Here is a 14297-nt window from a genome sequence, read left to right as displayed (position 1 = left end):
TTAAAAATATAGGGACTTACTGAATCAACCGAGAACTTTTTTTTCTACTTCAACTTATACTTTTTATAGAGGTTCCTTGATCCGGTGGTTTGTGCTATAATACTACTACGTGGATACAATCCGTAAAAAAATTGTAAGGGAAGATACATGAAAAAGAAAGATCTTATTTTTTATGCTGGGACAGCCGTTTTGTTAGCTTTTTCGACACAACAAGTCAAAGCTGATGAGCAACATGCGTCCGATCAAACACCAGAAAATACATCAGCTGTCGTTGCAAATACAACAACTTCATCAGAAGCACAGAATACTGTGAACGAAGGAGTGGGAGTTAAGAAAGGTGTTCAGACAGAAAATACCGTTGCAACAGCGATAGCACCTGTCACACAGACTGTTAGTGACAATCAGTCATCTGAGCAGGTCACTGACGAGAAGGGTTCATTAGAGCAACCAGCACCTACTGTGGTAGCTAGTCGCGCCCCATACGGCGCACGCGCACGAGTGGTAGATGCAGAAAATAATAGTTTACCGATAGATGAAGTACAGAAACCAAGTGGTACGCTAACAATTGAAAATAACAATACAGAGACAGGCATCTTTGATGCAGTTATTCGCAACGTAGTAGCCCCGAATGGATTAAAAGAAGTCTTGGTTCCAACATGGTCGGACAAGAACTGGCAGGATGATCTAGTATGGCACAAGGCAGTCCGTCAAAGTGATGGCAGCTACCGAGCTACTATCAAAGCCTCAGATCATAAAAATGAAGATGGTAAATACAATGTCCATGTTTATTATGTAGATCAAGCTGACAAACGAAACTACATCACAGAAACCACTACAGAAGTACACCACGTAAAACCAAGTGGTACGGTAACGATTGAAAATAATAATTCTGAGACAGGCACCTTTAATGCAGTAATTCGTAATGTTGTTGCACCAAATGGACTGAAAGAAGTCTTGATTCCGACCTGGTCAGATAAGAACTGGCAAGATGATCTTGTTTGGCACAAAGCGATTCGTCAAAGTGACGGCAGCTACCGTGCTACCATCAAAGCTTCAGATCATAAAAATGATGATGGCAAATACAATGTTCATGTCTACTATGTAGATCAAAATAACCAACGAAGCTATATCACAGAAACCACTACAGAAGTGCGTCACGTAAAACCAAATGGAACTGTAACGATAGAGAACAATAATTCTGAGACAGGCACCTTTGATGCAGTAATTCGTAATGTTGTTGCACCAAATGGACTGAAAGAAGTTTTGATTCCGACCTGGTCAGATAAGAACTGGCAAGATGATCTTGTTTGGCACAAAGCGATTCGTCAAAGTGACGGCAGTTACCGAGCTACCATCAAAGCCTCAGATCATAAAAATGAGGACGGCAAATACAATGTCCATGTCTACTATGTGGACAATGACAACCAACGAAACTATATTACAGAAACTACAGCAGAAGTACGTCAAGCCCGTCGTTCTGGTACGATTGTAATCCAAAACAATAACAAGGATACGGGAACTTTTGACGTCATCATTAAGGATGTCTACAGCCCTAAAGGCGTACGGACTGTTCAAGTTCCAACTTGGTCTGATAAGGATGGTCAAGATGATATCCGTTGGTATGAAGCGACTCGTCAAGCGAACGGAGACTACAAGGTTTCTGTCAAGGCTAGCGATCACAAGAACTCTACTGGCAAATACCATGTTCATCTTTATTACATCCAAAATGATGGTTCGCGTGTAGGGGCTGGAACAACAACCACAGAAGTGGAATTTAGAAATCTGACGACCAGGACCCAAACAGGGATCAAGAATGTTAATTCTGGTGCGGGAACCTATACGGTAACAGTGGACCAAGCACCTCAGGGACGTCAGATCAAGAATATCCGTGTTGCTGCCTGGTCTCAAGCTCATCAAGAAAACCTCTACTGGTATTCTACAGCACCTTCTGGTACGCATACAGAAGTGCAAGTCTCTGCAGCAAATCACCAGTACCAATCAGGTAACTATACCACTCACGTCTATGTGGATTATGTCGATGGTGGCGTTGAAGGCTTTAACCTTGGTCAAACAGCCCTTCATCCCCGTGCGACAGTAGATCAAACTGCTTTCACTCCTCGTGTAACGAATGGACAACGGGACCGTGTCTTACGGGCAGCAGCAAGTTTAGTCGGTGCTCGCACAGGAAGTGCAGCTCACCAACAATTGGTCAATGATTACAACAGTATCAAACCACTTCCAGTTGGTTATGAGGTGAAGATGACTGATGACTGGTGTGACGTCTTTGTCACAACGGTCTTTCAGCGGGAAGGCTTGAGTGGTTTGATTGGCCGTGAATGTGGAGTTGAACGTCACATCCAAATTTTCAAACGCTTGGGCATTTGGAATGAAAATGGTGCTTCTACACCAAAAGCAGGGGATATCATCACCTTTAACTGGGATCAAGATTATCAATCAAATGATGGTTGGGCAGACCATATTGGAATTGTGGAACGCGTCGAAAATGGACTGATTCATACAATCGAAGGAAATTCCGGTGCCGTTGGAACTGTCAAACGCAATGTATACCGTATCGGACATGGGAATATCCGCGGATTTGCGACACCGCGCTATAAATAACATACATATTTTTCAGCATCATTGCCTAATGACATTTCTAGAATAGAAAGACAACCAGCTCTATGAAGGGGCTGGTTTTTTGCATCCCTTTGATGATAGGAGGAGGAGTCATTAGGCAAGGAGTTTTTGTCCAAAAAAATTTAAAAACACCCTAGAGATATCTATGCAACTATTTAAAGGTAACTGAGAAGGGTATAAAAAAGCTATGAAAACAAGGGCTGGAGCCATATAATAGATCTTTGCAATCATATCTTTGGAGGACTTAACCTAAATTGGCTGGTTGATGCAGAAATCAAGAAAACTTAAAAAAACAAAAACATTAGATGGTTAATTTGTTCATTTAGCGACACTTTTTATATAATCGTTGGCTAAATTGGCTCATATGTGATAAAAATGGAGTGAGGAACTTTTGCGGTTCAAAATGATAAAAAGGAGATGAAAGAATGAACAGGAGATCATCCTTATGGAAAAGCTTTTTAAAAAAAGGGTTTGCTCTCTTCACCATTTTGATGATGCTGGGTCAATTGGGCCAAGGTGCTGTAACAGCCTTGGCGCAAGAGCTAGCAGTCGGAGATAATGGTGCCTTAGATGTTAGCCTCTTGTATGGAGATAAGCAAGAGCATCCAGGCGGCATGGCCTATAACACATCTGATACCATGTCTGGCTACATTCAGATTACCCCTAAGAATCTGACAACAGATCTCGATGACGTGGTTGTCAATCTAGTGCTTCCAGGGAAGTACTTGGATGAGGTCAATGTTCCCGAGTTTAATAGTAGCTCACAACATGATGCACCAACAGTGACAAAGGTGGGAGATGACTACCATGTAAGTTTACATTTTACGAACTACCAAAAATCTGAAGTCTTGACCTTACCCTTCATCGCCAAGTTTAAGCTAGGTTTCCCTCCTACTAACTACTCGATGGATATTACAGGGACGCTCAATATCAATGGTGCTGAGACTGCTTTAAATAGTATCACTTGGAAACCTCAATACAAGGATTATACCTTGACCAAGTTTGTCAATCAGAACTATGATGCGACCATGTCCAGAGACTATGCGGAAGCCTCTCCAGGGATTGTAACTGGAGCAGATGGCAAAAAGTACATCGAAAAAGCTACTTCCGTTCCTTTTGCCTTCTTGTTAGATGGGATGCGTGGACAGTACAATGGTAGCTATCGTCAGTTGGAATCTGCAACGATCACAGATAAGCTGCCAACCTATACGGACAAAGATGGAAAAACTCGTACAGCGGTTCTAGATACAGAAAAATCAGAAGGCTGGGTCGACAATGGGGATGGTACGGTTTCAAAAACTTTTGTAGCTGATGAAAATAAAAATGTTCAAAGTTACCACTCAGATTTGATGCAAAAAATCCAAGATAAGAGTTTCTTATACTTGAAATTCCCTGATTTGGTCATGGAAAAAGACCAAACCTTAGAAGATGTCTTAGTGAAAGATTTGACCAACACTGCGTCTGTCGTGGGGATTCCTGCGGAACGTGGTGAGGGAGAGCCGGATGTAACGGCTGAAGATTCTCTCATCTTCCGACTTACTTCGCGTGACTTGGAAGGTAAAGGAGCTTTTGCTAAACAAGCAGAAGGAAATGTCTACGATTCGACAGACTACAAGGCGGCTAACTACAAGTGGCTCTTGAAATACAATAACACCACACCATTTGCTCAGAAAAACATTGTCTTTTATGATGAGCAAGTAGACTCGCGCTTGAAGTTTACCAAAATTGAATATGGTCGTATGTTGATTGGAATCTATGGAAATGGACCTCTGATCAATCAATACGTGAAACGCATCATCCTAACCATGGAAGATGGCTCAACTAAAGAAATCCAACCAGAGGCAGACAAGGATGGATTTGGAAACATTGATTTGACCAAATATGGAACGGTTGTCGGCTGGAGACTGGAGATGAAAGATGACTTCGCGCTTCCATCTGGTCAAGGGATTTATATTTCTACCTATACAGCCTTCAAGGATCCAGAAAAGACCCATATCGATCAAAATGATGAGTCCAAGAATGCCTATGAAAATACTGGACGGATCACCTATAAAACCCAGTCAGGGGCAGACAGAGACCAATCTGCTAAATGGCAGTTCAAACTTCTTCCATTGACAGAAAATGTTGAACTGACTAAGAATACAGATTATAACAATGTCCAATTCACAGATGGAAAAACCATTCGTTTTGCCCTATCTGCTAATAATGTTCGCTTAGATCCAGGTAAGGATTACAAGGACTTGCGTGTTATTGATCTCTTTGATCCAAATACCTTGGATATTGACTTCAAATACCTAGATCAATACTTTGATAAGAATAACACTCGTTTTTATGCCCCTTGGTACAAATCCTATGAGGTCATTGAAAACTACCACAATTCTGGACGTTCTGCCTTGATTATCCATTTGGATCAAAAGGAATTTATCAAACGCTCCCTAGAGACTGGTGGCAAGGCTAATTTACCATTCATCTATACTAAATTAAAAGGGAAGGCTGATGGCGGAACCTTTACCAACCATATCTATCTGGCAGGAGAAGGCCTCTGGGATCTAGAAACTGCTAACCCGAATACAGTTGCAGTAGATAGCTATGATTTAAACAACAATGGTTCGACAACGGATAAGATTCCTCATGCGGAATCCAACTATACTATTGTCGCAGCTGAAGGGGTTTATTCTCGTAAGTTCATCGCCAAGAACGATGACTTGTCTGATGCTTCAACAGTAACTCGAACCTTTAAACCAGGGGAAACCTTTAATTACAAGTTAACGATTAAAAACAACACAGATAGTCCAGTTGAAAACACGGTTATCTATGACGTTCTCCCTAAAGTTGGAGATGTCAATACACTGGATGCTTCAGCCCGTAAGACAGAATACACCGTTAGTCTTCGCGGACCAGTCACTGCTCCGGAAGGATGGACAGTATACTACACAACAGATACCACAGTTACAGCTAGCACCATGGCACAAGCTGCAGATAAAGATATTTGGTCAGCAGATGTCACAGACTATAGTAAAGTAACAGGAATTAAGGTCGTAGCCAATGAGGGAACCACTATCGGTGCACGTAGCCAAGTAGATGTTGCGGTGCCAGTGGTCAACCCAAGCGAATTGACAGACCAAGTCAAGCAGTTGATGCTAGAACGGACAGAAGATAACAAGGACAATGGCGGTCGTTCAGGTGTCGTCCAAGCCCATAACCAATTCGGATACAGAGCTAAAGGACATGAAGGAAACCGCGAATCCAACACCGTAACGTCTCAAATCTTTGCGGCGAGCTTCCATGTGAAGAAAGTAGACAAGGATGATACTAGCAAAGGCTTAGCTGGTGCGGAGTTCACCTTGTCAGATGCGACTGGTACTGTCCTTGCGACTCAAGTTTCTGATAAGGATGGAGACCTTGCTTTCACCACCCTAACAGAAGGAACTTACACTCTTAAAGAGACGAAAGCTCCAAACAACTACAAGTTGGATGAGACAGAGCATGCAGTCGTTGTGACCTACGATGCAGATCAACAGCTTTACCATGTCACGATTGATGGCGAAGCGACTGGTTCAAAAGCTTCACCAAAAGTGATCGCCAATGAGAAAGATATCCATTATATCGATCTGGAAGCTTCAAAAGTCTGGGATGACCAAGACAACGTCGAAGGTCTTCGTCCAGAAAAGATTGAATTCCAATTGTACAAGAATGGAACAGCAGAAGGCAAACCAGTAGCCCTTTCAGCAGGAAATGACTGGAAAGTAACCTTCAGCGCTCTTCCAGACAAAGACAATGATGGTAATGTGATTACCTATACTGTAAAAGAAGTCAAGGTACCGACTCATTATACAGCTGAAAGTCAAGAAGCTCAGTTCGTCGATGGAAAAGCGACCATTACCAACAAGCGTACTCCTGAAACTACAGAAGTCAGCGTGAAAAAAGTTTGGGATGATGCTCAGAACCAAGACGGACTCCGTCCATCAACCATCACGGTCCATCTCCTAGCCAACGGAGAGGAAGTACAGACGGCTACTCTGTCTGGTGAGGGAGATACATGGAGCCACAGCTTCACTGACTTGCCAGTCTATAAGAATGGTCAAAAACTAGTCTATACGGTAACGGAAGATACAGTTGCCAACTACTCGACAGCTATCGAAGGATCAACCATTACCAACACCTACAAACCAGGTAAGACAAGTGTAACAGTGACCAAGAAATGGACAGATGCAGAAAACCAAGATGGCCTTCGTCCGAAGAGCATCAAGGTCCAACTCTATGCGAATGACCAAAAATCAGGTAAAGAGGTAGAACTTTCTGCAGACAACGACTGGACTTATACCTTCTCTGATTTGGATGAGAAAAAAGCTGGTCAAGCTATTCAGTATACCGTGAAAGAAACAGAAGTTCCAGAAGGCTATACTCAAACGGTAGAAACGACCAATCCAGGTCAGGTAGTGATTGCGAATACCCACACTCCTTCTAAGACGAAAGTTCAAGTAACCAAGAAATGGGACGATGCCAATAACCAAGATGGTCTTCGCCCAGCGACAATTACAGTCAAACTCTATAAAGATGGGGTTGCTACAGACCAGACTCTAGAATTGTCAGAAGCGAATCAATGGCAAGGAACGTTTGAAAATCTTGATGAAAAAGCAGCCGGCAAGGCCATTCACTACACTGTGAAAGAAGAGAATGTCCCAGAAGGCTACACCCTTTCAATTGATGACAAGGATCCAGCTCATCCTGTCTTGACCAATAAGCATGAACCGGCTGTCACTCAGGTCAAGGTCACTAAGAAATGGGATGACGCTCATAACCAAGATGGCCTTCGTCCAAAAGAAATTCGCGTCCAATTGTATGCGGGTGATCAAAAGCTAGGCAAGGAAGTTGTCTTGTCAGCTGACAATAAATGGACGCATACCTTTGAGAAACTTGCTGAAAAAGCAAACGGACAAGAGATTCACTATTCTGTTAAAGAAGTGGATGTCCCTGAAGGTTACACCGTAACAGAAGAGAGCAAGGAGAAGGGCGATATCGTCTTGACCAATACGCACACTCCAAGTACGGTGGATATTCCAGTCACTAAGATCTGGATGGACAATGACAACCAAGATGGTCTTCGTCCGACTAAGATCACTGTGAAACTTCTTGCCAATGGTGGAGAAGTGGCTCGCAAAGATATTACAAGCGAGACCGATTGGAAAGAAACCTTTACTGGCCTTCCTAAGTTTAAGGATGGCAAGGAAATCGTCTACACCCTTCAAGAAGAAGAGGTTAATAACTATTCACCAAGCATTGACCAAGAAAGCTATACTATTACCAATACGCACACTCCAGGTAAGACCACCCTCTCTGTAACCAAACAGTGGGATGACCAAGAGGACAAAGATGGCCTTCGTCCGAAGAGTGTGAAAGTGCAACTTTATGCAGATGGTAAGAAGTCTGGTAAAGTCATTGAATTGTCAGCTGAGAACAAGTGGACTCATACCTTTGCGGATCTGGACAAGAATGTCAAGGGCAAAGCTGTCACCTATACGGTGGAAGAAGTCGATGTTCCAACCGGTTACCAAGTGACGAAAACAGAGGATGGTCAAGGTAATGTTGTTCTGACCAATAAACATGAACCAACAGAGCCAGTGACACCAGAACCTAAGAAACCAGGTAAGAAGGTTGGTATCTTGCCAAGCACTGGTACCACTATCTCCTTGATTAGCTTGGTATTAGCCTTTGTAGTCGCAAGCGGTGCAGCTTATCTCCTTAAAAAGAAGAAAAAATAAGCGCATGGTTTGATCTAACTAATCGAGAGTATTAAAGAGGCCCTTAGGGGCCTCTTTAGAATAGAGATAAAGCATTCTTAAAAACTTTCCTTAGGTGAGGGCGGATGTCAGCGAACTTCTATGAAGTTCCATGACTTATTAAGATACAAAGGGCGTCTGCGGATAAAGTCAAAATAGGAAGTTTGACGCAGAATCTTTCGATTCTAGGAGAACTTATCTTTTTGACACAATCCGCAGCCCGTGTTCAATTAGTTTTGAACCTAAAGTTTCAAAACTCCCGAGTGCTTGAAACTTTAGGTTTCAAGCACTTCTCTCACAGCGGAAAGTTTTATAGCTGCTCAAATGACTTAAGAAAATAGAAATCATATTTTAAAAAAATAGTTTGCCTACATTCAAAAGAGGCCTTTAAGGGCCTCTTTTTTCTGTGTGATAAAAAATACAAAAAAATTCTTGACAAACTAAAAAATTAACGTTATCATTAACTAGTTAATTAACTATTTAATAAACCGATTAAGAAAAAGAAAGGATTTATACATGTTTGGGAGGAAACTAAGGGCCTTAGGAATAGGATTCATCTGCCTTTTGTTGCTAGTGGCTTGTGGGAGTCAGAGGAGTTCGGAAGCTGGCTCTACTAAAAAGGGGCTCAAAATTGTGACGAGTTTTTATCCTGTCTATTCCCTGGTGAAGGAAATTTCAGGCGATCGAAACGAAGTATGGATGGTTCAGTCAGGTGCTGGGATTCATGATTACGAACCTTCGGCCAAGGAGACAGCCCAGATCTATGATGCGGATGTCTTCGTCTACCATTCTCAAACACTAGAATCTTGGGCTGGACGTCTAGATCCTAGCTTGCAAGACTCGAAACTGCGGGTCATCGAAGCCAGCAAAGGAATGGAATTGGATAAGGTCGCTGGCTTAGAAGATATTGAGGATACGGAAGGGAAGGATGCAAAACACTTGTATGACCCCCATACCTGGATGGATCCACTGAAAATCGCCGAAGAAGGGAAGATCATTGCCCAAGAGTTGGGAGACATCGATCCAGAAAATAGAAGTTATTATGAGGCCAATGCCCAAAAGCTTGCAAAACGCTGTGAGGCTTTGGTGGACAAATACCAACCTCTCTTTGAAAAAGCGACACAAAAAACCTTTGTGACTCAGCATACAGCCTTTTCTTATTTAGCCAAGCGCTTTGGTTTGAAACAATTAGGAATTGCAGGGATCTCGCCTGAGCAGGAACCAACAGCCCGTCAATTAGCTGAGATTCAGCAGTTTGTCAAGGACTATCAAGTTCAGACGATCTTTGTTGAGAAGCATACCTCGTCCAAGGTGGCTGATAGCATTGCCAAGGCGACAGGGGCAAAGGTGAAGGTCTTGGATCCTCTCGAAGCAGATCCAGAAAATAACAAAGATTTCTTGGAGAACCTAGAAGAAAATATGGCGAGTCTAGCGAAAGAATTACAGGAGTAAGTAGAAAGAATGAAGAAAAAAGGAACAATTGGATTAGTAGCGACCTTAGGTCTGGGTTTATGTGCCTACGCCTTAAGTCAGCAAGCACCAGTCAAGGAAGACAAAAAGAGTCAGAATCAGGTGCAGTATTTACAAGGAGACAAGAAAAAGTCAGCTAGTAGCTCAAACAAGCAGGAAGAAAGCATTGAATCCGTCAACTCGAAGGAAAAGACCAAGGCAGAGCAGATTGTGGTTAAGATTACTGACGAGGGCTTTGTGACTTCCCATGGAGATCATTTCCATTACTACAATGGCAAGGTCCCTTACGATGCGATTTTTAGTGAGGAGTTGATTTTACGGGACCCTTCTTACCAACTACAGCAATCAGACATAGTCACACAGGTGCGAGATGGCTATATTATCAAGAAGGATGGGAACTACTACCTTTATCTAACCGATCCGCAACATACACTGAATGTTCGTTCGGTGGAGGAAATTGCCCAACAGAAAAAAGGAGAGCTGGTTTCAGATTCGAAAGAGAGTGTCCAAAAAGCTGGGCAAACTCGTGATTTTAGTCAGCCAAGTCAGGCTTTACGAGAAGGGAAAACAGTAGCCAGTCTAACAGCAGGAGTCAAGCCTAGCCAGGGTGGCTACCGGACAGATGACGGCTATGTCTTCCATCCTGGGGATGTGATTTCTGATACAGGAGATGGCTTTATCGTGCCTCATGGGGGACACTACCACTATATTCCGAAGAGTGCCTTATCAGCTGGAGAATTATATGCTGCCTTAGCGGTTTTAAATGGAGGAGGAAAAAATGAAGTAAATCCTATTGCTCCACCTTCTAGCCAGCTAGCTTCATCGGTTAATCCGAATCAGCCAATCTCAGAGCCGGTCACTCCAACGATTACAGCTTCTGTGCCTCATCCAACAGCAACTAATAAGGGGGGGACCTTGCCGAGCCTTTTGGAAGAGTTGCAAAAAACTCCGCTTTCAGAGCGCCATGTTGAGTCGGATGGTTCTGTTTTTGATCCAAGTAAGATTACCAAATGGACAGATCAAGGGGTAGTTTATCCTCATGGGGATCACTTCCATTTCATCCCTTATAGTCTCCTTTCGCCTTTAGAGCGGGAGTTGGCACGACAGTTCCAACTATCCCGTACACAAGGTGGAAATATCGCAAAAGAAGAGAGTCCAACTCAACCTTCAAGCCCAGACACAAAGCCAGTCGATCAGGACCACGACCATGAGAAGGAGGATCCTCATCACAAGCATGACCATGAGGACCATGAAGCCGATCATGATCATCATCATGAAGGTGAACAGGCCCATGAGCACGATCATGGATTCCATGCAGATCATGTTATCAGCAAGGATGACGAGGGCTATATGGTCGCTCACGGGGACCATGCTCATTACTTCTACAAGAAGGATCTCTCTCCTCAAGAGATCGCAGCTGCAGAGGCGGTGTTGGCTGGTAAGAAGGAAGAGGACAAGGGTCAACCACTGACAGATGATGTGGCGACCTATTCCCGCGATGCTTCGGATGAAGAAAAAATTCAGTACATTAGCCAGACTTACGGTGTCCCTCGAGAAGCTATCAAGATTTCAAACGGTTTCTTTGTCTTTAACAATCCAGACCAAGAATACGATCCAACCCATATCCACCCTTATGCAGTACGGAAGGAGCATGTCCGGATTCCGCTTGAAACAGGGAATCCTGAGCTAGACTTTATCAACGAGCTCTATGCAACAGCGCTTCGCTCTGGTATTTCTCCATATACGATGCAAATCGAGAATGGTCAGTTTGTCATTCCGCATGGAGACCATAACCACTATATCAAGGTGCGCTCTGCAGGCCTGGCGGACTACTTAGCTCACCGTCTACCGACCATCCAAGCAGCTTACCAGAAAGGTGACTTGGACCAGAAAGCTATAGAGGACAAGGTCAACCAACTCCTAGCAGAAAGTCGGACTTTGTACGCATCAGACCCTCTGCAACAACGACGGATTGAGTTGAACTTGGGTCAATTCTTAGAAACAGTTAAAAACTTCCCAAGCAATTCGACAGCAGGCTACTTGGCGAGTCTTGACCAAGTTGATAAAGAATATATCCATGCGACCCAGGAAGTCAAGCCAAAAGAAGAAACGGCCTTGGACCGTCGTTACCAGGAATTATTGGAACAGGTTCGCTTGCTTGATACCGAAGCCTTCCAACTCAAGAAAGAAAGCCTTGTTTCTCAGTTGCAGGAAGCCTATACAGCTAAAGATAGCCAAGGCTTGGATCAGCAAGGAAAATTGTTGCAAGCTATTCAGGAGATGCAAGATCGGACTGGTGTGACTTCGGTGGACTACCTCAAGTATTTCTACCAAAGTTTAAGCGATGCGCGTTTGACACCAGAATTGCGTGCGAAAGCATCAGACCTTGCTTTGAAGCTTTACCGGGCTCAGGCCTTTGAAGAAGCTTGGGACTCAAAAGCCCATTTCATGGAACTCTACCAAGCTAAGCAAGCGATTGACCAGCTACTGTCCCAGGAAAATGCTCCAACCTATCCAATTGAAAAAACAGTTCTGGATCAAAAGGGAGGAGATGCTTCGTCCTATAACCTAGCTGTTTACGACTTCCTCAAAGGAGTCTATGGTGACTTGGATGAAAAGACAGAGTCTCGTCAACGCTCTAGTATCTTGACAACACTTTTGGAACAAGTTAGCTCTCTTTTGCCACAAGTAGAAGAAAGCAAGCGTCCTGCCTTTGAAGAACGATTGGAACAGGTGCGCCAAGAGCCAGATGCTGACAAGGCCTTGACTGCAGGAAAAACTCTTTTGCGTGAAGTTGGTGAAACGATTGAACAACAAAAGCAAAAGAAAACAGAGGAACCTCAACTTGGAGACGTGGCCCTCTATCAAGAGATTTATAACCAGTTGATAGCTCTCCACCAACAATTGGCCGAAAAAGGAGCCAGTGATGCTCAGTTTGAACGCTTAGAAGCTCTCTTTGATCAACTAGCTGATCCAAAGAGTGACAAGAAAGCCTTGCTACAAGCGATCCAAGCTCTTCGAGAGGATTTGCTAGCGGCTCCATCGACAGCAGTGGCGGAAGCAGACAAAGCAACTCCAGCCCCTCAAAGTCCTACCACAAGCGATCCTAGCCAAAATAAGGAAGAGGCTTCAGATCCTGTTCAGACCCCATCACCAGAGTCAGAAAAAACAGAAGCCAGTCCAGTCGCAAGTGAAGAAACGACGGAATAGGACCTATGCAGAAATAACAGAAAGAGGCTGGGACAAAAGTCCTAGCCTCTCAATTGTTTTTGGATTGTCGAGCAAGACGCAGTGGTTGAGTGGGCTCTACTAGGCTGATTTCATCAGCTTTTATAGCCCTACTCAACTGTGCGGAGGTGGGACGACGAAATCGAATTCTAACGAATGACCGATTTCTGTCCCAGCCTCTTTTAAGCCTTTCTCAAAACTTGGAGACGTGGCCTCAACTTGAATTTTCTCTAAGGTGAAGGGGTGGGTGAGTCGCAAGCGGTGGGCATGGAGCATGAGACGAGGAGCTCTTTCTGGGTTATAGAGAGGGTCACCCACGATCGGATGGCCATGATGAGAGAGGTGGACGCGGATCTGGTGGGTGCGACCTGTCTGGAGCTGACAGTTGACTAAGCTGGTGCGCTTGAAAGTCTTTAAGCTAGTCACATGGGTTTCCGCATAGAGGCCCTTTCGAGGATCGACAATACGCTTGTGTCGATCATGGCGATCACGGCCTAATTTGTCCTTATAAACCAGTTGCTTTTTGGGTAAGGTGCCTAAGATTAGGGCCCAATAGTCTCGTTGAATTTTCTTATCTTCTAGCAGCCGATTCAGGACGGGTAAGACAAAGGGATTCTTGGCAAAGACAAGAGCTCCACTGGTTTCCTTGTCCAAGCGATGAACGACATAACAGGTCTTCCCAACATAAGTGGAGACATGATTAAGAAGGGCGATTTCATCTGGTTGATTGGCGTGTGTTTTCATGCCTTCCGGCTTGTTTACGATGATGAGGTGCTCATCTTCATAGAGGGTTTCGACCAGGCCAGCATCCCCTGTCAAGAGATCCTTTTCTTCATAATCTTCCGGATCAAAGGTGAGGGTGAGTTGGTCACCAGCTTCAAGCATCGATTGCCAATGGACAGTCTCCCCATTGACTTGAACATGTTTTTTGGTTCGCAAAAAATGACGAATCTTTCGTGGGATGAGAAAGTAATCTTCTAGGGCCTCTTTGACCGTCATGGTGGGCAAGGCGCTTGGTATCGTAATTGTATAGTGCATAGTGTTATTGTATCAGAAAGCAAGGGGAAAGAAAAGGCGAGAAGGAGGAAGAGGGAGGGAGGAACAAGACGCTGAAACCCGCTCTAGAGTGGACTAGATGGCAACCTTAAAGAAAGCTAAAAGCATCCTTTCTTGCGAAGGTCT

General features: G+C 43.9%; 5 protein-coding genes. 4 read left to right on the top strand and 1 reads right to left on the bottom strand.

The annotated features are described in order from the left end of the window. Positions 1-147: 147 nt before the first annotated feature. The 4 genes from EAI95_RS06855 to EAI95_RS06840 all read left to right on the top strand — a co-directional run bounded on the left by EAI95_RS06855 (position 148) and on the right by EAI95_RS06840 (position 13097). Positions 148-2619, top strand: a complete 2472-nt coding sequence (locus EAI95_RS06855; protein WP_129822565.1) for a GBS Bsp-like repeat-containing protein — start codon at positions 148-150, stop codon at positions 2617-2619. 443 nt (positions 2620-3062) lie between these two features. Further along, positions 3063-8399 (top strand): Cna B-type domain-containing protein, encoded by a 5337-nt coding sequence (locus EAI95_RS06850; protein ID WP_129822564.1) that lies wholly within the window; start codon positions 3063-3065, stop codon positions 8397-8399. Positions 8400-8933: 534 nt separating this feature from the next. Beyond that, positions 8934-9869: a zinc ABC transporter substrate-binding protein gene (locus EAI95_RS06845; RefSeq protein ID WP_129822563.1), complete on the top strand. Its 936-nt coding sequence runs from the start codon at positions 8934-8936 to the stop codon at positions 9867-9869. Positions 9870-9878: 9 nt separating this feature from the next. After that, positions 9879-13097 (top strand): pneumococcal-type histidine triad protein, encoded by a 3219-nt coding sequence (locus tag EAI95_RS06840; RefSeq protein WP_129822562.1) that lies wholly within the window; start codon positions 9879-9881, stop codon positions 13095-13097. A 132-nt stretch (positions 13098-13229) separates the two neighbouring features. Here the strand turns inward: EAI95_RS06840 and EAI95_RS06835 are convergent, their stop codons facing one another. Beyond that, a complete protein-coding gene (locus EAI95_RS06835; RefSeq protein ID WP_238662897.1) occupies positions 13230-14153 on the bottom strand; it encodes an RluA family pseudouridine synthase in 924 nt (307 codons plus the stop codon). Positions 14154-14297 lie beyond the last annotated feature (144 nt).

The sequence above is a fragment of the Streptococcus sp. bf_0095 genome, from assembly GCF_004166885.1.
Lineage (GTDB): Bacteria > Bacillota > Bacilli > Lactobacillales > Streptococcaceae > Streptococcus.
This window is presented reverse-complemented; position numbering and strand designations above follow the sequence as displayed.